The sequence below is a fragment of the Nocardia sp. bgisy134 genome (assembly GCF_965341865.1).
Taxonomy (GTDB): domain Bacteria; phylum Actinomycetota; class Actinomycetes; order Mycobacteriales; family Mycobacteriaceae; genus Nocardia.
In genome coordinates this window covers 25176-42963 of sequence record NZ_CBDQZP010000024.1, presented here as the reverse complement: position 1 = coordinate 42963, position 17788 = coordinate 25176, and the positions used below count along the sequence as shown (strand labels likewise).

The following is a 17788-nucleotide window of genomic DNA, read 5'->3' as shown; positions in this document are numbered from 1 at the left end:
GGTAGTGGTTGCGAATGTTGCGCGGCGGGTTCGCTCGCGGGTCTTTTGCGTGTGTGCGGGGGTTGCCGGTTGGGTGTGAGCGTTTTCGAGCATGCTGGGCCGCGAATGTCGCTCGTCGGGCTCGCTCCGCGGTTGCATGAGTGTGGGGGTTGGCGGTTCGGTGTGAGCGTTTCGAACGCACTGGGCCGCGAATGTCGCTTGTAGGGCTCGCTCCGCGGTGGTGGAGTCGCCGTTGGTTCGGGTGTTTCGGATGCTGGGCCGGGTTCGCCGCCGCTCCGGCCGATCGGCAGGCTCGCTGCCGATCGGCTCGGTAGCGGCTGATCAGGACAGGGCGGGGATGACCTCGCGTTCGAAGAGTTCGATGCCGGAGGTGTCGTAGGCGGCCTCGGGGAAGTTGAGGATCGTGTAGCCGAGGCCGAGATCGCGGACCTTGGACAGGTTTTCGACGATCTGCTCGGGGGTGCCGACGGCGGCGGTGCCGCGGAACAGGTCGTCGACCTGCTTGGCGGCCTGCTCGGCGCCGACGAAGGGGGTCAGCCGGTCACGCAGGGCGGCCAGGCGGTCCTCGACCTCGGCCTCGGTGGCGCCGATCGCGACGTTGAAGTTCGAGGAGCGGACGATGGCGTCGAAATCGGTGCCCACCTCGGCGCAGTGCCCGCGCAGGATTTCCGACTTGCGCGCGAACTCGTCGAAGTTGCCGGTGAAGTTGGTGTAGTTGGCGTACTTCGCCGCGATGCGCAGGGTCTTCTGTTCACCGCCGCCCGCGATCCACAGCGGAATCCCGCCCTCCTGCAACGGCAGCGGGCGGACGATCGCGCCGTCGACCTGGTAGTGCTTGCCGTCCAGCGTGGCTTTGCCCTCGGTCCACGCCTGCCGGAAGATCTGCACGCCCTCGTCGAGACGGCCCAGGCGCGCGCCGGCGGAGGGGAAGCCGTAGCCGTAGGCGCGCCACTCGTGCTCGTACCAGCCGCCGCCGATGCCCATCTCGGTCCGGCCGCCCGAGATCACGTCTACGGTCGCGGCGACCTTCGCCAGGTAGGCCGGATTGCGGTAGCTGATCGCGGTACACATCTGGCCGAGCCGCACCCGCGAGGTGGTCGCGGCGAACGCCGACATCAGGGTCCACGCCTCGTGCGTGGCCTCTTCGGTGGGCACCGGGACGGTGTGGAAGTGGTCGTACACCCAGATCGACTCCCACGCGTCGTTCGCGTCGGCGCGTCGAGCCAGGTCCCGCATCACCTCCCACTGCGCGGAGGGCTCGATGCCCACCAGATCCAGCCGCCAGCCCTGCGGGACGAACAATCCGAAGCGCACAGACTTCTCCTTCGCGTATCCGAGCACGACCTGTCCCCGGCAATCCTGCCGCGAACCCGCCCCACCCTGCCCGGACGGCACACCGAGATCAACCATTCCACGCGCCACGCGCCGAATACTCGCCGCCATTCGACCGGCGCGTCAGCCCAGGAACTGTAAGGGAAACATGCAGGCGATGGCGCCTTGGAACCACTGCCGGACGAGTTCCCACAAGGTCGGGTAGGAGCGGTCGGTCTTGCGTAGACGAAGCCCGAACAGAGCCTTTCCGAGCGTCGTCCGGGTGAGTCGCTGCACCACGGTGCGATGGAGGAACGAGCACCCGATCCCGGCCAGGACACCGAAGAACACCGCCTGTTCCGCGTGCCCGTACCGATTCGCCGCATACCAGACGCCTACCCCGATCGCGGCGTGCAATGCCAGATCGATCACGAAGGCCACGGCCGCCTGCACGCCATTCTTCTCGTCCTCGTGCCGACCGCTCCCCACCATCGGAAATTCGTCCTCCTTCGGCTCCTCCGGCCGCACGTACCGCAACGTGCCATCCGGATGCCGTTCGAACCGGGCTACAGCGCCATCCCCGCGCCGCCCCTCCACCCTCTCGTCCATACTCGGCAACGTATCTCCGAGCCCACCCCAAAACCTTGCCGAATCCTTAGCGCACCACGAATCCAATTGCGCCCCGGCTCTTCTCCAGCGTCACAGCCGAAGGTGCGGTCGACCGCGCGCTGCTATCGGGTCAGTCGGTCTGTTTGGGATGACCCGAGCGGGCCAGCACCACCCAGACGACTCGACGTTCCGGGTCGGGGCAGAACCAGATCCGGCTGCCCGCGGTCACTTCGTACTGCCACTGTTCCAGCTACCGGCCGGCGATCACGCGCGTGCGGAAGGTGTCGCGAAGCCGGTGTTGGCGGGCCGGGTTCTCCGGTGCCAGCGGCCGTTCCGTGAGGACGATCCACGCCTCCCACGTGTCGGATTGCGCTGTGCGGCAGAGGTCTTCTTATCCCTTGGCCGCCTCCGACGTAGCGAACCGCGCCTCCCACATCCCGGGTCGTGCGGGCGGCGCGACTCGGTCACCCTTTTCGGCGCCATTCATTCCCCCATTGGTTCGGACACTGGGCCGAAATCGTCGTCCAGTGGTCCGGACAGCTCGCGGGCGAGCGAGGGGTCGGCGTAAACCGCTGCGGTGCTGCGCCATTCGTGCACAGTTCGCTCCAGCACGGACCACTCGCCGAGTTCGGCCGAGGCCTGGAAGGCGCGCGCGAAATCGGCGACGAAACGGGCTTGCGCCTCTTCGGGCAGCACGTCCACCCACGGAAACTCGTCGACAAGAGCTCGGGCGGCGACATCGTGGGGGAGGTGGACCAGCACGTTGCGCAGGGCGCGAGCTGCTGTGATCGAGCCCTCCGACTCCGACTGTGCGCGGTCCTCGCGGATCAGCAAGAGCGGCGCGCCGTCGCGGCGGCGGACACGCACGGCGCCTCGATCGGCGAGTTGCGCCACTTGCTTCGGGTCGCGTTGTAGCTCGCTCCACTGCACCTCGGTCACCATGGAACTATTCTGAATATTTTCAGAAGTTGACACAAGCGCCGGCTGACCGCGTCGTATGGGTTCTTCGCCGATCTGGCGAATTACCTGGGGAGGAGGCCGAGGGTGGCGAGTTCGCCGGTGAGGTCGGTGGGGGAGGAGGTGACGGTGAGGGCGCCTGCGGCGAGGGCGCGGTCGCTGTTGTCGGTGTGAGTGGCGTGGGTGCTGGTGAAGATCATGATGGGGGTGGTGAGGCCGCGGGCGCGGGCGGTTTCGGTGAGGCGCAGGCCCGCGTCGGGGACGGAGGCTCCGTCTTCGGTGCGGCTCATGTCGGTGAGGATCGCGGCGTAGCGGCGGGTGGCGAGCAGGTCGGTGGCGGCCGCGGTGGTGAGAGCGGTGTCAACGCGAATTCCGTTGCGTTCCAAGCGGTCGATGAGAAACGCGTTGTTCGAGGGGTGGTCGTCGACCCACAGGATCGCGCTTGCGGCAGGCGATTCCGGAAGGGAACCGGGCGACGGGGCCGAGCCGAATGCGGGGCCGCGGTCCTGGGAGCTGCCCGCGTACGCCGTGGCTTCGGATCGGTGATCGTCCTCGGCGGCGGGCAGGCTGCGGACCTGGCCTGTGTCAGGGACGAGCGCGCGTTCGGCAGTGAGCTGATCGACCTGTTCGCGGAGCCTGCGGACCTGGATCTGCAGATCCTCGATCATGGTCTCCTGCTGCTCGCTGACCTGCTTCATATCCAGCTCCTGCCCGCCGATGCGCAAGGTGAACGGCCTGCGCTCCGCCGAACGGATCACCCGCGCCAGCGGCCCGCGAAACATCACCAGCGCGGCCACCGCCAGCAACGGCCACAGCAGCGCCGCGACAGCATCGATCGTCTCGCTCACAACTCCCCCTAGCGGCGTGTCTCGCACGGACACAGCATGTTTCGTCAGAAACTGGCCTGACTATAGGGCGCCCCCGAGCGCGCGGACAACCGCAGTCGGGATTTGCGCACGCGCACACCACTGTCCGCGGTGCGGGAATTCGGCCTACGATTCGAAGAGGGGGCGATTGTGGGAGGTGCGCATGTCGCAGACATCGATCGATGTGGATGATGCCGCCCTGGCGGTGGTGGGTGTGCTGCTGGGAACGACGAGCACCGAGGATACGGTGAACGCGGCACTGCACGAGGTGATCGCGCAACGCAAGCGGCTGGCGATGCTGGAACGGATGATGATCCGGTCCCGCGAGAAGGTCGACCAGGCGCCCGATCCGTGGCGCAAGACCGCCACGTGGCGTTGAGGAAAAGCGCGGAGCCGGAACGAAATTCGCTGGCCGAGCGGCCCCGGCGCGGCCATGCTGAGTGCGATGAACGATGAAAGACAGTATCGACTCGGTGTGGACTTCGGCCGGGTCATCCAGGGCGCCACGCTGCCCTCCGGCGACGAAGACACTGTCTTCCTCGCCGGCGGCATCGAGGACGCCATGCGAACACCGCCGAGCCCCAACGCTTTCGAGGTGTTGGCGCGCTTGGTCGCGCGGTTCGAGGGTCGCGCCTGGGTCATCTCCAAATGCGGCCCGCGCGTGGAGCAGCGCACCAGGCAGTGGCTCGATCGCCACGACTTCTACGAGCGGACCGGTGTGCCGCGCGACAACCTCCGGTTCTGCCGGGCGCGGGCCGACAAGGCGGTGCACTGCGCCGAACTCGGCATCACGCACATGATCGACGATCGCCTGGACGTGCACCGGGCACTACGCGGTCTGGTGCCGTATTTGTACCTTTTCGGCCTCCAGGCCGAACCGGTCCCGGAGTGGGTAGAGCACGTCCCGTCTTGGCCGGAAACGGAACTCGCTGTGGTGGCGTCGCTCACGCCTCCACCTCGCTAGCGCTCGGCTCCGGCGTGCGCCGATGCGCGCTGGTACATGGTTCGCTCGCTGCGTTCACTCACGCCGCGACCCGCGGAACGGTGACGACACGCCGCTCGCCGTGAAACCTGGGGTTGAAACATGTATCCTTCACGAGGACGCATTCGCGTCCGAATTCTGTTGACCAGGTAGACGGCGCGCGACCGGTCGGTCGCGGCGGGAACGATCAGGAGGTGGGTTGCCATGCGCAGTGAACCTCCCAGTCGAAGGCCGCGCGGCGCCGCCCCTTCGCATACCTGGTAGGTCTGCGTCGCCCGGGTGGGCGCCTCGCGGTGTGAAACTTCGTGCATTTTTCACCCCACGCTGTGCTGAGGACCTCCCATGTCGCAGACCGATCTGATCGAAGCACGCCCGGCGCCGTCCGAGTCCCTGCCGGACTTCGTCGCCGAGTACCGTGTCGACGCCGCGCTCGACTGGCTCGACAACCACCCGCCACACTTCATCGCCGACCAGCTCGCCCGAATGGACGCCGTCCAAGCGGGCATGGCATTCCGGCTGCTGGACAAGGATCTGGCGCTGGCCGTATTCGAGGAGCTCGATCCGGTCGACCAGCAGCAGATCCTGCAGGGCCTGCGCGACCAGAGCTTCCGCGAGCTGGTCGAGGGCATGGCCCCGGACGACCGCGCGCGCATGCTGCGCGAAGCGCCCGCCAAGGTCGCCAAGAAGGTGCTGGCCGGACTGAGCCCGCGCGAGCGCCGGATGACCGCCGCCCTGCTCGGCTATCCCGAGGGCTCCGCGGGTCAGTACATGACGCCCGAGGTGGTCGCGCTGCCGCGCGACCTGACCGTCGCGGCGGCGCTGGCCATGGTGCGCGCCAAGGGCTCGAGTGCGGAGACCGTGTACACACTGCCCGTCGTCGACTCGGGCCGCAGGCTCACCGGCGTCGTCGAACTGCGCGAACTGGTCCTGGCCGGGCCGGACACCATGGTGTCCGAGCTGGTCGTCACCGAGCCCGCGTTCGCCCGCGCCACCGACTCCGCGGAGAAGGCCGCCCGGTTGATGCGCGAGACCAACGACATCAACCTCCCTGTGGTGGACAGCGAGGACCGCCTCGTCGGCTTGCTCACCATCGATGACGCGGTCGAGGTCATCGAGGCCGCCGACAGCGAGGACGTCGCCCGCCAGGCCGGTTCCGCGCCGTGGGAAGGCCACTACATGGCGGCCGGGGTCTTCCAGCTGGCCCGCTACCGCGCGCTGTGGCTGATGCTGCTGCTCTTCGCGGCGACGCTCACGGTGAGCGTCACCGATTTCTTCGAAGGCACCCTGCAGCAGGCCGCGCACCTCGCGCTGTTCATCCCGCTGCTGATCGGCGCGGGCGGCAACGCCGGTGCGCAAGCGGCCACCGCCTGTGTGCGCGCGCTCGCCGTGGGCGAGGTGCGCGTCTCGGACCTGTTCAAGGTGATCTGGCGCGAATGCCGGGTCGGGTTGGTGCTCGGATCCCTTTTGGCCAGTGCGGGATTGGTGATCGGCGCGGTGTTCGTCGGCCCGCGCATCGCGGTGGTGGTCGCGATCACCCTGGTGCTGATCTGCGGGTGGGCGGCGACCATCGGCGGCACCATGCCGCTGCTCGCCAAGAAGCTGCGCATCGACCCGGCGGTGGTGTCGGCGCCGATGGTGACGACGCTGGTGGACGCCACCGGGCTGATCATCTACTTCACGACCGCGAAGCTGGTCCTGGGGATCTGAGGAATTCGGTTCCGCCGCAAGCTTTCCGGGATCGGCTGCGCGCCGACACCCGGGAAGCGAGCGGATCAGGGGCTCGAGGGGCCGAGGCCCCGGCCACGGATCAGGGCAGCATCGGCAGCAGCTTGCGCATGACCTCTTCCACGGCGTCGCGCTTGCCCACCGCCGAGACGACGGGGATCCGGGTCGGCAGCGCCTGACCGGTCACGGCGGGGCGAAGCGGGGGACCGACCGGTGCGGAGTACACCCGCGAGTCACCGGCCGCGGCGGCGACCTGGTGCACGGGCCGGGGGCCGACCGTGAACGCCGGCTCGCCCGGTCCCGCCGGGTCTCCGTCCTGGTACTCGTAGTTGATCACGACGTTGCTGCCGCGAAAGCTGAACTCGCACTTGTGCAGCTGCTGTTCACCCGCGGGCACGGAGATGCCGAGAGTGGGCGCCACCGCGCAGGGGTCGAGTCCGGTGAGGATGCTGCGGGCCGTCACGGGAGAGGTGCCATGCGGCGGCTCGATCCGCCACTCCGTCAACGCCGTTCGCACCAGCGAACGGGCCACGGCGCACGGGTCGCCGCCGATCGGGCTCTGGACGTCGAGCCAGAATTCGGCGGCGGCGGGGAAGCGCGCTTCGGCGTAGCAGGTGTGATGGCCCTGCTCGCGGAACTGCTCGTCGGTCATCACCTTCCGGTCGTCCAACAGCGAGACGGTGACGTCACCCACCCGTTCGATCGTCGCGTCCCTGTCCTCCCACGGCATGCTCGCCGGCGGCGCCACCACATGCGACACCAGGGTCGTTCCCTTGCCAGGCTCGGCCGAACCGATGATCGCCTTGCAGGTGGACGGCTGCGTATTGTCCACGGATACCACCGAACCGACCTCGCGCAGTTTCTGATTCGGTAGCAGTGCGCAGGGGTCGATATTGCGCGCCCTGCGCAGCATCTCGAGCCGCTGTGCGTCGGTCTGCGGCGCGGCGGACCAGAATCCGCCCGTCGCGGTGTCCGTGGTCGACGTCGAATCCGACGCCGGTGCGTCCTGACAGCCCGCGGTGGTCAGAACGAGCGCGGCCGCCAGCAGCAGTCGACGCAGCATCGATTCCCCTTCGTCGCATGGATCGGATTGGCGCGGAACGATCTACTTCCGCGAACTATCGCCGCCGAGTGTGCCCGTAGCGTCGCTGGTCCGCAAAACGGGGCAGGCGCGCTCCGGTACGGGCGGGGCCGCCGCTAATGGCAGGACTACCGGCGCCTGCCGCAGCACTTCTTCCAGCGCGTCGTCCCCGCGGCTCGGCACTCTGACCGCAGGGACGGGCGGCCTGAAAAGATGTCGTCGTCGGTCCGGCGGGCCGGTCACGGCGGCGACAATCGATCCGGCGATCCGTCTCGCACAACGAGGATTGCGTTGTGCGCGGTCGGGTGGATATTCGGTCAGGCGGCGGGGAACAGCGCGGTCGCCCGGCGCAGGACCTCGTCCACCACGGCCTCGTCTCGGCCGAATACGTTGACGATCGGGAGCTTCGGTCCCAGGGAGGACTCGGGTCTGGACGACGGCAGCGGCGGTCCCACGATCGCGTTGTACGAATGAAACTCGTCGGCGCTCGGATCGCCGTATCCGGGATGCCCATTGACGGTGAAGATCGGTTCGCCCTCCACGATCAGTCGCTCCTTGTCATAGGTGTACCGGACCTCGATCGTGTCGCCGTGGTACGGGAAGGAACACTTCCAGTCGCGCTGGTCGGCTACCGCCGGAGTTACGCCGAGGTCCTTCGCGACCGCGCAGGGATCGTTGCCGAGCAGGACGGTGCGCGGGGTGTCGGGCGAGGCGCCGTGCGCGGGTTCCTTGTCGAGCTGGGCGAGGATGGTCGGCAGGACCGCCTCGGCGACCGGGCACGGTTCGGTGCCGACCGGGGTCGTGGCGAAAATCATCACGGCCGCGGTCGAAGGGAAGCTCGCGGTCGCGGTGCAATTGCGCTCGACCAGCTTGCCCTCGAGTGCTGGGTTGGTGTCGAGATCGCTCACCGTGCCGACCGTGACAGCGCCGATCTTCGTTGTGCGACCCCGCTCCGGCTGTGGGATACCGCGCGTGGCGACGGACAACGACCAGCTCAGCGCGGTTCCCTTGCCGGATTCGGTCGGGCCCATTCGCGCTTCGCACCAGTTGGGCATGCGTACATCCACCCAGTTCACGGTGCCGATCTCGGCCAGTTCGGTGCGCGGGGCGAGTGCGCACGGGTCGATCGCACGAACCTTGCTCAGCAGTTCCCAACGCTGCTCGTCGGTCTGCGGGGCGGTGGACCAGTATCCAGTGGAACCGGCAGGCGCGGGCGGTAGGTCATCCTGACAGGATGTGACACTCAGCAGGGCGACAGCGGCCGCGGCGACTGTCGCGAATTTGCGCAACACGGTGAACCCCCCTTGTGTGGCGCGCAGCGCGCGCGTCTTCTGGTGCAGCAGTCTGCCGTGCGGCATGCGTCCTGACAATTCCGCAACGGGGGCACGTTCACTGCCGCCGCCGCTGACACGATGCGAGCCGATCACGAGGGCTTGGCAGGCATTTCCTCCAGACATCCCGCCGAGATCGCCGCGACGGTGACAGTAGCCGCGACCAGCGCGAACTTGCGCATCGTGGCGGACCCCTTCGATTCAGCTCGCCGGGAACAGTTCGGCGACGTGCCGCAGGACCTCCTGTAGGACCTCGGGATCGCGGCCCATCAGTCTTGCCACCGGCAGCTGGCGGCCCATTGTCGTCTTCGGATCCGCCGTGCCGAACGCGGGGCCGACAACCACTGAGTACCAGTACGTCTCGGTGGTGCTGCGCCGGTCGTAGCCGCGATGGCCGTTCACCTCCACCAAGGGGGTGCCGCCCGTTGCGATCAGTTCGCCCTCGTAGGCGTACTGGAGATCGATATCGGAGCCCTTGTACTGGAATACGCACCCGAACAGATAATGCTTGGATGTGGGCGTCGTCGTCCCGAGGGAATCCAGGATCTCGCACGGATCCGCCCCGGACAGAACGGTTTTCGGCGTATCCGGCGACGTGCCCGCGGCCGGCGCGGTGCGTAGCGCATCGAGAGCGTTCGGCATCACTTTCTTCGCCAGCGCGCACGGCAACTGATCTGCGGGGGTCACCACGTTCACATTGAGCAAGACCGTGGCAGGGAACTGGCCTATGGCCATGCACGTCCGGGTCATCGAACCTTGCTCAGCGGCGTCCGCCTCACGGTCGACAACCATCGTCGCGTGGCCGATTCGGGCCGGCGGCTCCATTGTGTCCGATCCTTCTACGGGGTCGCGTGAGACGCCCAGCGACCAGCGCAAGATCGTGCTCTTGCCGAACTCGGCGGAGCCGAGCGTGGCCTCGCAGGTATCGGTGGAGCGGGCCTCGACCTTCACCACGGTGCCGATCGCAGTGAGCTCCTTGCGAGGGATGATGGCGCAGGGATCGATGGTGCGCACCGCGGCCATGACCGCGAGGTACCCCTCGTCGGAGGTGGGAGCAGTCGACCAGGAGATGGCAGGCCCGGCGGGCACGGTCGGTAGCTCGTCCTGGCAGGCCGCGACAGCGAGCACGACGAGGACGGCGGCGAAGGCCGTCACGAACCTGCGCAGCATCGTGAACCCCTTATGCGGCGCGCGCCGAGTGCGCGACTTCTGCTGCAGCAGTCTGCCCGACTGTGCAGTGCGGGCCAAACGGTCCAGGTGGAGGCGGCCGGATTTCATTTGAGGTGTGCAGAGTCGGTGATCTGACGTATCCCGGCCGCATCGGCGGGTCGCGGTGCTGACTCGATACCGGCAAACCGGCGCCGTGGGGTCGACCACGGGCGCTCGTCGCACCGGCCGACCGGTGACTACTGGCGATGGCTAACTGCTGGCGATCGATCGGCTCTACGGATGGACCGCTGCACTCGGCCGCTGGCGGGTGCAGCACAATAAGTGCCGCGCGCGGTGGTCTCATGGCGAATCGGTTGTCCGTGACGTGCACCGCAGCGCCACAAGGTGTTGTGCTGCATGGAGTTCTGATCCACTAGGAGTAGTGTTCAGAATAGGAACTCCGTGACGGCAGCGTGCTCGGGAAAGGTGTGGAGGCAGGATGAAACTGATCGATCGGGTGTCGGCCATCAACTGGAATCGGGTGCCCGACGAGAAGGATGCCGAAGTCTGGGACCGCCTGACCGGCAACTTCTGGCTGCCCGAGAAGGTTCCGGTGTCCAACGACATCCCCTCGTGGAACACGCTGACCGCCGACGAGAAGCAGCTGACCATGCGGGTCTTCACCGGCCTGACCCTGCTGGACACCATCCAGGGCACCGTCGGCGCGGTGAGCCTGATCCCGGACGCGCTGACCCCGCACGAGGAGGCGGTGCTCACCAACATCGCGTTCATGGAATCGGTGCACGCGAAGAGCTACAGCTCCATCTTCTCCACGCTGTGTTCCACCAAGGAGATCGATGAGGCCTTCCGCTGGTCCGAGGAGAACCGGAACCTGCAGCGCAAGGCCGAGATCGTGCTGGGGTACTACAACGGCGAGGACCCGCTGAAGCGCAAGGTGGCCTCCACCCTGCTGGAGAGCTTCCTGTTCTACTCCGGCTTCTACCTGCCGATGCACTGGTCCTCGCGCGCCAAGCTGACCAACACCGCCGACATGATCCGCCTGATCATCCGCGACGAAGCCGTGCACGGCTACTACATCGGCTACAAGTACCAGAAGGGCCTCGAGCTGGTCTCCCCGGCCGAGCGCGAGGAGCTGAAGAACTACACCTTCGAGCTGCTCTTCGAGCTCTACGACAACGAGGTCGAATACACCCAGGACCTCTACGACGAGGTCGGCCTCACCGAGGACGTCAAGAAGTTCCTGCGCTACAACGCCAACAAGGCGCTGATGAACCTCGGCTACGAGGGGCTGTTCCCGAAGGACGAGACCGAGGTGAACCCGGCCATCCTCTCGGCCCTCTCCCCGAACGCCGACGAGAACCACGACTTCTTCTCGGGCTCCGGTTCGTCGTACGTGATCGGCAAGGCCGTCAACACCGAGGACGAGGACTGGGAGTTCTGACTCGCCACTCCTGATCGGGGCCCCGCCGGACGCGGGGCCCCGATTCGTTTCCCCGAGTTCGCGCGGCTCAGCGGCCCGGCGGCGGACCGCCCGGGCGGCCGGGCGGCGTGCCGAAACCGCCACCGCCGGAACGGTTCTCGGATTTCGCGGCGACTCCGACAGTGAGCGTGACCGTGAGGCCCGAGGAGGGCGTTCCGGTGACGGTGGCCAATTCGGCGTCCCAGCCGTCGCCGAACACGTTGTCGGAGGCGAGGGTGACGCCGGACAGATTGCGCACGCTCTGAGCGTAGCCGGAGTCGTGCGCGAAGACGGCGTCGCACGTGTCCTCGGGAAGCGCGATCTGCGAGGTGAGGCGGGCGTCGCTACCCGCGACGGCGGTCTCCAGCGAGTCGAACACCTCGAAATGGATGTGCGGCCAGCGGCCCGAATAGCAGGCCGGGAAGATCGAGGTGAAGGTGACCGTGCCGGTCGCATCGGCGACCTGGACGCCACGCAGGTAGTTCTGGTCGGTGACGCCCGGGCTGTAGAGCGAGTAGTTCCCGGCGCGATCGCAGTGCCAGACGTAGACGGCCATGCCGGAGCCCGCGGCGCCGTCCTTCGTGAGGTCGCGCAGCGACAGCTCGAGCGTCATCGGAACGCCCTCCGCGACACCGGAATACGAGCCGAAACTGGTGGTGATGTCGGAGCGGACCACGCCGGACTCGATGAGGACGTTGGGTCCGTTGGAGCCGTCGCCCGGATACGGTCCGGCCGTTTCCTGAGGTGCCGCGCTCACCGCGTCGGCGGTTGTCGCGGCGGAGGTCTCGGCGCTCGACGAGCCCGTCCGCGTCGCCGTCGCGCACCCGCTCGCGGCCGTCGCCGCCCCGGCGATTCCGAGAAAGACCAGCGCCCGCCGCCGCGACATGACCCGCAGGTCGTGCGCCAGACCGAGATCGTGCTCGTGCGCCTCGCCATTCCTACCCACCGCGTTCTCCTCTGTTCGTTTCGCGTCGACAGCGACGGTAAGGGGCGGCGCTCGGACCGATCTGGGACATCGCTGGGAGTTCGCTGTGAGGGGTGCGCGGAGAGGTTGCGCTGTCACGGGCGGTGCTGGGCTTGTCGCTCGATGAAGGATTCTCAGCTTGTCGGCCTGTCCCGTTCTTCCTTCAGGACATCGGATCCGCGCGAAAAGACTATTGGCTCTATTCTTTCCGTTGGTCCACGGAGGGGGAGTGTCGGATGCGCCGATGGTTGGCGTTGGTCGCGGTATTGCTGGTGTGCGCCGTCGGATGCGGGGATAACGGTATGCCGGAATTGATTCCGGATCTGGACGCGCAGATGTATCCCGAAGACGACCCGCAATGGGAAATCGCCGCGGCGCTGCGGGTGGTGGACGTCTGTGCGCTGATACCGCGGCCGAATCTCGAACAGTTCGGACCGGTCCGGGTGGTGGGCACGAACGGCATCCAGGCTTGCTACGCGCGCATTGCGACCCGCACCGAAGGGCACGTCGACCTCGGGTGGGTGTTGGTCTCATCGCCGCCCAACGAAGGCGGTGGCGGGCACGACCGCAGGATCGGTGCGGCGCGCGCCTGGATGGTGTCCGACGTGGACAACAGCACGCCCGAAGAGATCGAGCGCAGTTCTTACCGGTACTGCGCGCTGCAGGTGGAGCTACCGCCCGGCGGTTCCGTGGCCCTGCGGGTGGACTCCGCGAAGGGGATCGACGCGTGCTCGGTGGCCGACCGGGCCGCGGAGATCGTGTTGCGAGAGTGGGAACGCCATCCGCGCCAAGGTGATTCGCCCGATACGGTGCGTACGCCGCTGACCGGCGCGGATCCCTGCGCGGTGCTCGCCGAACTGGGAATCGGGCGGAAAGGTTCGTGGTCGAGACCAGAGCGGTGCGGGTTCCGGTACCGAGGCGAGCGGATCGCGGTCGGGTACGAATACGACACCGGGCGTCCGCCTGCTGATGTCCCGCCGGTTCCCGATCCGAGCGGGAATGGCTATCGATCGAACTATCCGCTGGTCACCGTCGCGAACCGTACGGGATATCGGTCGGAGAGCGGCGGTCAGCACACCTACTATCTGCCGCTCGGCGCGCCCGTGGATTTGCCGTCGCTCGCCGATCCGCAATTTCCGGACGAGACGTGGACGCCGACCGTCACGATCGAAGGTTCGGATCAGGAGGTCATCGCCGCGGTCGGCGAGGCGGTCTTGTCGCTGTTCGATTGAGGGGCCTCGTGCCGGGCTGCCTGAAGATGCACCGCGCCAAGCGAAATCGGCAGTGATTCAGGGAACGGACGAGCCGTCAGTCGGTGACGTACCCGTTGAGCGTCTTCTGGAGATCGGTCATGAGCGCGCGGGCCGCGGTGAGTCCGTCGCCGTGCCAGACGCTGTCGTCGACCGCGAAGACGCGGCGGTCGCCGGCGGCGCCGAGTTCCTTCCACTCGTCGCCGCGCATCACCTTCTCGGCCTGCGCCTTGCCCGATTCACCGGCCAGGACGACGTAGACGATGTCGCCTTCGACCTTGGTGCCGAGTTCGCCGGGGGCGACGTCGAAAGACGCGACGCGCTGGGCCGTCGGCCGCCGCACGCCCAGGTCGGCCAGGACCTGGCCCGCGAAGCTGTCGGCGCCCTGAACCTGCACGGCATCACCGGTGAAGCGGACGACCGACGCCTGACTCTGGTTGGCGGCGATCGCGGTGCCGATGTCGGCGGCCTCGGTGCGGTAGTTGTCCAGCGCGGTGGTCGCCGCGCCGCGCCGGTCCAGACCCTCGGCGAAGGCGCCGAACTCGGCCTGCCAGCTGGTCGGAGCGCCGACCAGCACCGTCGGCGCGATGGCCCGCAGTGCGTCGAAAGTGGCCGCGCCCGAAGGCTGTTCGCCGATGATGACGTCGGGACGCAGTTCCGCGATCTTGGCGAGATCGGGCGCCGCGGCGGTGCCGATGCTCGGGACCTTCAGCACGCCGGTGCCGAGGAACTCGGGTTGCGGGCGCTCGCCCGCCACGGTCACCGCGCCGACGACGCGCTCCCACAGACCGAGCGCGCAGGTGGCGTCGAGCGCGGAGGTCGTCAGCACGACGATGCGTTGCGGATCGGCGGGCACCTCGGAGACTCCGGCGGCGTGGGTGACGCTGCGGGTGCCCGAGGGCTGATCGGGTGCGCTGGGCAGCGCGCAGGCCTTCGTCGTGTCGCGCTCCAAGCCGACCACGCCGGCGCCCGCGATATTGGTGGTGGTGCGGATGATCGAACTCGCGTCGTCGGTCTGGTTACCGCAGCCGACCAGCGCGGCGGCGCAGAGGGCCGCGACGGCGGCCGTGCCGTAACGGGTGGCGACAGTGCGGTTTCGGGTGCGAACGAGGGCGCTCACCGGCATGCCGGAGAGGGTACAGGCGTCCGGAGACGCGGCCGAGGCGCGGGTGGCGGCCCGCACCTCGGCGCACGAAGCCGCTACCTCAGGCGGCGTCGCCGCCGAGATGGAAGACCGCGCCGGTCGGATCGGCGACGGTGGCCATCCGCCCGTACGGGGTGTCCTGGGCGGGCGAGACGACCTTGCCGCCGAGCGCGACCACCTGGGCGACCGTCTTGTCCACGTCGTCGGCGCCGAAATACACCGTCCAGCCTGCGGGTGCGCCCGGCGGCAGGAAGTCCGAGGCGTCCATCACGCCGCCGAGCATCGGGCTGGTCGAGTGGATGGTGGTGTAGCGGAAATCGGGTGCGCCGGGCATCTCGAAGGTGTCGGACCAGCCGAACACCTCGCGGTAGAACGTCAGGGACGCCTGGTACGCCCTGGTGTGCAGCTCGAACCAGGACGGCGCGCCCGCGTGATTGCGCCACCGGCCGCCCTCGACGATGGCCTCGGTCTCGACGCCGCCGAAGGTGCCGGTCTGCCAGACGCCGACGCCGGCGCCGTCCGGATCGCCGAGCACCGCCATCGTGCCGAGGTCGCCCACGTCCATCGGCTCCACGATCACGGAACCGCCGTGCGCGGTCGCGGCCGCGGCGGTGGCCCGGGCGTCCGGTGCGGACAGGTAGACGGTCCACCGATCCGGCCCGGTGTCGCCGTCGTCCATCCTGCCCATCCCGCCCGCGACGGCCTTGCCGTCCTTGCGGAAGGTGAGGTAGCCGCCGAATTCCGCGCCCGCGCGGTCGGCGGTCCAGCCGAACAGGTCGCCGTAGAAGGCGATGCTGCGCTCGGGATCGGCGGTGTAGAGGTCGACCCAGACGGGGTCGCCCGGCTTCGGGGTGGTCATGAGCGGTCTCCTCGCAGGTGACGAACGGTTGTCATCGATAGAGACGGCGGTCGCGCCGAGAACTCATCGGCGCACGCCACGGGGGTCCCGCGGTGTACTGCGGATGACCGGTGACCAACGAAATACGACGCAGAGTAGGACCCGTGCTGTCGGCCGTGACGGCACCGTTTACGATCTCAGGAGCGCAAGCGAACTGTCCGCTGTCTCGGGAACGGGATCGAAGGCGAGCAGCGGAGCTCGCGGAGCGACCTAAAGGCATCTTCAGGAGGATCAGTGACTGCGGTAGAGCCCAGACCAGTCCCTCAGTTGGAAGCGACTCGACCGTATCCGGCCCGGACCGGACCCAAGGGTTCTTTCCTCTACAAGATGGTCACCACCACGGACCCCAAGGTGCTCGGCACCATGTACCTGGTGACGGCGATCAGCTTCTTCATGGTCGGCGGTCTGATGGCGCTGCTCATGCGTGCCGAGCTGGCGCGCCCCGGCCTGCAGTTCCTCTCCCCGGAACAGTTCAACCAGCTGTTCACCATGCACGGCACGATCATGCTGCTGTTCTACGCGACCGCGATCGTGTTCGGCTTCGCCAACATCGTCCTGCCGCTGCAGATCGGCGCCCCTGACGTCGCCTTCCCGCGCCTGAACGCCTTCAGCTACTGGCTGTACCTGTTCGGCGGCTCGATGGCGACCGCGGGCTTCATCACCCCGGGTGGCGCGGCCGACTTCGGCTGGACCGCGTACGTCCCGCTGACCGACATCCTGCACTCGCCCGGCGTCGGCACCGACCTGTGGATCCTCGGCCTCGCGGTCTCGGGTCTGGGCACGATCCTCGGTGGCGTGAACATGCTGACCACCGTCGTCTGCCTGCGCGCGCCCGGTATGACCATGTTCCGGATGCCGATCTTCACCTGGAACATCGCCGTCACCAGCGTCCTGGTCCTGCTCGCCTTCCCGCTGCTCACCGCTGCGCTGTTCGGCCTGGCCTACGACCGCCACCTGGGCGGCCACATCTACGACCCGGCCACCGGCGGCATCCTGCTCTACCAGCACCTGTTCTGGTTCTTCGGGCACCCCGAGGTCTACATCATCGCGCTGCCGTTCTTCGGCATCGTCTCGGAGATCTTCCCGGTGTTCAGCCGCAAGCCGATCTTCGGTTACACCACGCTGGTGTACGCGACCCTCGGCATCGCCGCGCTCTCCATCGCGGTGTGGGCGCACCACATGTACGCGACCGGCGCCGTGCTGCTGCCGTACTTCTCGTTCATGACCTTCCTCATCGCGGTGCCGACCGGCGTGAAGTTCTTCAACTGGATCGGCACGATGTGGCGCGGTCAGCTGACCTTCGAGTCGCCGATGCTGTGGTCGATCGGCTTCCTCGTGACCTTCCTCTTCGGTGGTCTGTCCGGTGTCATCCTGGCCTCGCCGCCCATGGACTTCCACGTGTCCGACACCTACTTCGTGGTGGCCCACTTCCACTACGTGCTCTTCGGCACCATCGTGTTCGCCACCTTCGCGGGCATCTACTTCTGGTTCCCGAAGATCACCGGCCGCATGGTGGACGAGCGCCTGGCCAAGTGGCACTTCTGGGCGACCTTCGTCGGCTTCCACACCACCTTCCTTGTGCAGCACTGGCTCGGCAACGAGGGCATGCCCCGCCGCTACGCCGACTACCTGCCCACGGACGGTTTCACCGCGCTGAACACCATCTCGACCATCGGCGCGTTCGTCCTCGGCGCCTCGATGCTGCCGTTCCTCTGGAACGTCTTCAAGAGCTACCGCTACGGCGAGGTCGTGACGGTGGACGACCCGTGGGGCTACGGCAACTCGCTGGAGTGGGCCACCACCTGCCCGCCGCCGCGGCACAACTTCTACGAGCTGCCGCGCATCCGGTCCGAGCGCCCCGCGTTCGAGCTGCACTACCCGCACATGATCGATCGCATGCGCGCCGAGGCGCACGTGGGCTGGGGTTCCGGCAAGCACGCCACCGCCGTCCACGAGGGCGAGCTGGTCAAGCACTAGAAACTCGACGAGTGTGCACCCGCTGACAATCAGCGGGTGCACGCGCGTTTGCCCTGGGTAGTGC

16 protein-coding genes are annotated in these 17788 nt (G+C 67.8%); 6 read left to right on the top strand and 10 right to left on the bottom strand.

Annotated elements, in window-relative coordinates:
- Nucleotides 1–321: 321 nt before the first annotated feature.
- From ACRWNM_RS31915 to ACRWNM_RS31900, 4 genes are all read right to left on the bottom strand, one after another.
- Nucleotides 322–1314 (bottom strand): LLM class F420-dependent oxidoreductase, encoded by a 993-nt coding sequence (locus ACRWNM_RS31915; RefSeq protein WP_431971862.1) that lies wholly within the window; start codon nucleotides 1312–1314, stop codon nucleotides 322–324.
- 141 nt (nucleotides 1315–1455) lie between these two features.
- Nucleotides 1456–1920 carry an RDD family protein gene (locus ACRWNM_RS31910; RefSeq protein WP_431971861.1) on the bottom strand — a complete coding sequence of 155 codons (465 nt, stop codon included), beginning with the start codon at nucleotides 1918–1920 and terminating at the stop codon, nucleotides 1456–1458.
- Nucleotides 1921–2403: 483 nt separating this feature from the next.
- Nucleotides 2404–2862, bottom strand: a complete 459-nt coding sequence (locus tag ACRWNM_RS31905; RefSeq protein WP_431971860.1) for a hypothetical protein — start codon at nucleotides 2860–2862, stop codon at nucleotides 2404–2406.
- 80 nt (nucleotides 2863–2942) lie between these two features.
- The gene (locus ACRWNM_RS31900; protein WP_431971859.1) at nucleotides 2943–3725 is read right to left on the bottom strand and encodes a response regulator; all 783 of its coding nucleotides are present in this window, start codon (nucleotides 3723–3725) and stop codon (nucleotides 2943–2945) included.
- Nucleotides 3726–3906: 181 nt separating this feature from the next.
- On the opposite strand from ACRWNM_RS31900, the gene ACRWNM_RS31895 reads away from it, so the two are divergent.
- The 3 genes from ACRWNM_RS31895 to mgtE all read left to right on the top strand — a co-directional run bounded on the left by ACRWNM_RS31895 (nucleotide 3907) and on the right by mgtE (nucleotide 6432).
- Nucleotides 3907–4122: a type II toxin-antitoxin system VapB family antitoxin gene (locus ACRWNM_RS31895; RefSeq protein ID WP_431971858.1), complete on the top strand. Its 216-nt coding sequence runs from the start codon at nucleotides 3907–3909 to the stop codon at nucleotides 4120–4122.
- A 66-nt stretch (nucleotides 4123–4188) separates the two neighbouring features.
- Nucleotides 4189–4707, top strand: coding sequence for a hypothetical protein (locus ACRWNM_RS31890; RefSeq protein WP_431971857.1), 519 nt, complete (start codon nucleotides 4189–4191; stop codon nucleotides 4705–4707).
- Nucleotides 4708–5067: 360 nt separating this feature from the next.
- Entirely contained in the window at nucleotides 5068–6432 is a 1365-nt protein-coding gene (gene mgtE / locus ACRWNM_RS31885; RefSeq protein ID WP_431971856.1) for a magnesium transporter, read from the top strand.
- Nucleotides 6433–6532: 100 nt separating this feature from the next.
- Here the strand turns inward: mgtE and ACRWNM_RS31880 are convergent, their stop codons facing one another.
- The 3 genes from ACRWNM_RS31880 to ACRWNM_RS31870 all read right to left on the bottom strand — a co-directional run bounded on the left by ACRWNM_RS31880 (nucleotide 6533) and on the right by ACRWNM_RS31870 (nucleotide 9885).
- Entirely contained in the window at nucleotides 6533–7513 is a 981-nt protein-coding gene (locus tag ACRWNM_RS31880; RefSeq protein ID WP_431971855.1) for a hypothetical protein, read from the bottom strand.
- Nucleotides 7514–7848: 335 nt separating this feature from the next.
- On the bottom strand, nucleotides 7849–8889 hold the full coding sequence (locus ACRWNM_RS31875) for a hypothetical protein (protein ID WP_431971854.1): 1041 nt from the start codon (nucleotides 8887–8889) through the stop codon (nucleotides 7849–7851).
- Nucleotides 8890–9063: 174 nt separating this feature from the next.
- A complete protein-coding gene (locus ACRWNM_RS31870; protein WP_431971853.1) occupies nucleotides 9064–9885 on the bottom strand; it encodes a hypothetical protein in 822 nt (273 codons plus the stop codon).
- A gap of 625 nt (nucleotides 9886–10510) precedes the next feature.
- On the opposite strand from ACRWNM_RS31870, the gene nrdF reads away from it, so the two are divergent.
- Entirely contained in the window at nucleotides 10511–11473 is a 963-nt protein-coding gene (gene nrdF, locus ACRWNM_RS31865; RefSeq protein WP_431971852.1) for a class 1b ribonucleoside-diphosphate reductase subunit beta, read from the top strand.
- Between the two features lie 67 nt (nucleotides 11474–11540).
- Here the strand turns inward: nrdF and ACRWNM_RS31860 are convergent, their stop codons facing one another.
- Nucleotides 11541–12377: a dioxygenase gene (locus tag ACRWNM_RS31860; RefSeq protein ID WP_431971943.1), complete on the bottom strand. Its 837-nt coding sequence runs from the start codon at nucleotides 12375–12377 to the stop codon at nucleotides 11541–11543.
- Nucleotides 12378–12757: 380 nt separating this feature from the next.
- Here ACRWNM_RS31860 and ACRWNM_RS31855 point away from each other — a divergent pair, with 380 nt between their 5' ends.
- Complete coding sequence (locus ACRWNM_RS31855; protein WP_431971851.1) at nucleotides 12758–13687, top strand: hypothetical protein; 930 nt, start codon at nucleotides 12758–12760, stop codon at nucleotides 13685–13687.
- Between the two features lie 76 nt (nucleotides 13688–13763).
- Here ACRWNM_RS31855 and ACRWNM_RS31850 read toward each other — a convergent pair whose 3' ends face one another.
- Nucleotides 13764–14831, bottom strand: coding sequence for an ABC transporter substrate-binding protein (locus tag ACRWNM_RS31850; RefSeq protein ID WP_431971850.1), 1068 nt, complete (start codon nucleotides 14829–14831; stop codon nucleotides 13764–13766).
- 79 nt (nucleotides 14832–14910) lie between these two features.
- A complete protein-coding gene (locus ACRWNM_RS31845; protein WP_431971849.1) occupies nucleotides 14911–15708 on the bottom strand; it encodes a VOC family protein in 798 nt (265 codons plus the stop codon).
- Nucleotides 15709–15981: 273 nt separating this feature from the next.
- Here ACRWNM_RS31845 and ctaD point away from each other — a divergent pair, with 273 nt between their 5' ends.
- On the top strand, nucleotides 15982–17724 hold the full coding sequence (gene ctaD, locus ACRWNM_RS31840) for an aa3-type cytochrome oxidase subunit I (RefSeq protein WP_431971848.1): 1743 nt from the start codon (nucleotides 15982–15984) through the stop codon (nucleotides 17722–17724).
- Nucleotides 17725–17788: the final 64 nt, after the last annotated feature.

Bases quoted from the DNA above. Each gene is read 5' to 3' on its own strand.
- nrdF (WP_431971852.1), top strand. From the start codon at position 10,511: ATGAAACTGATCGATCGGGTGTCGGCCATCAACTGGAATCGGGTGCCC.
- ACRWNM_RS31905 (WP_431971860.1), bottom strand. From the start codon at position 2,862: ATGGTGACCGAGGTGCAGTGGAGCGAGCTACAACGCGACCCGAAGCAA.
- ACRWNM_RS31890 (WP_431971857.1), top strand. From the start codon at position 4,189: ATGAACGATGAAAGACAGTATCGACTCGGTGTGGACTTCGGCCGGGTC.
- ACRWNM_RS31880 (WP_431971855.1), bottom strand. From the start codon at position 7,513: ATGCTGCGTCGACTGCTGCTGGCGGCCGCGCTCGTTCTGACCACCGCG.
- ACRWNM_RS31895 (WP_431971858.1), top strand. From the start codon at position 3,907: ATGTCGCAGACATCGATCGATGTGGATGATGCCGCCCTGGCGGTGGTG.
- ACRWNM_RS31860 (WP_431971943.1), bottom strand. From the start codon at position 12,377: ATGTCGCGGCGGCGGGCGCTGGTCTTTCTCGGAATCGCCGGGGCGGCG.
- ACRWNM_RS31875 (WP_431971854.1), bottom strand. From the start codon at position 8,889: ATGCCGCACGGCAGACTGCTGCACCAGAAGACGCGCGCGCTGCGCGCC.
- ACRWNM_RS31855 (WP_431971851.1), top strand. From the start codon at position 12,758: ATGCCGGAATTGATTCCGGATCTGGACGCGCAGATGTATCCCGAAGAC.
- ACRWNM_RS31850 (WP_431971850.1), bottom strand. From the start codon at position 14,831: ATGCCGGTGAGCGCCCTCGTTCGCACCCGAAACCGCACTGTCGCCACC.
- ACRWNM_RS31870 (WP_431971853.1), bottom strand. From the start codon at position 9,885: ATGGCCGCGGTGCGCACCATCGATCCCTGCGCCATCATCCCTCGCAAG.
- ACRWNM_RS31845 (WP_431971849.1), bottom strand. From the start codon at position 15,708: ATGACCACCCCGAAGCCGGGCGACCCCGTCTGGGTCGACCTCTACACC.
- mgtE (WP_431971856.1), top strand. From the start codon at position 5,068: ATGTCGCAGACCGATCTGATCGAAGCACGCCCGGCGCCGTCCGAGTCC.
- ACRWNM_RS31910 (WP_431971861.1), bottom strand. From the start codon at position 1,920: ATGGACGAGAGGGTGGAGGGGCGGCGCGGGGATGGCGCTGTAGCCCGG.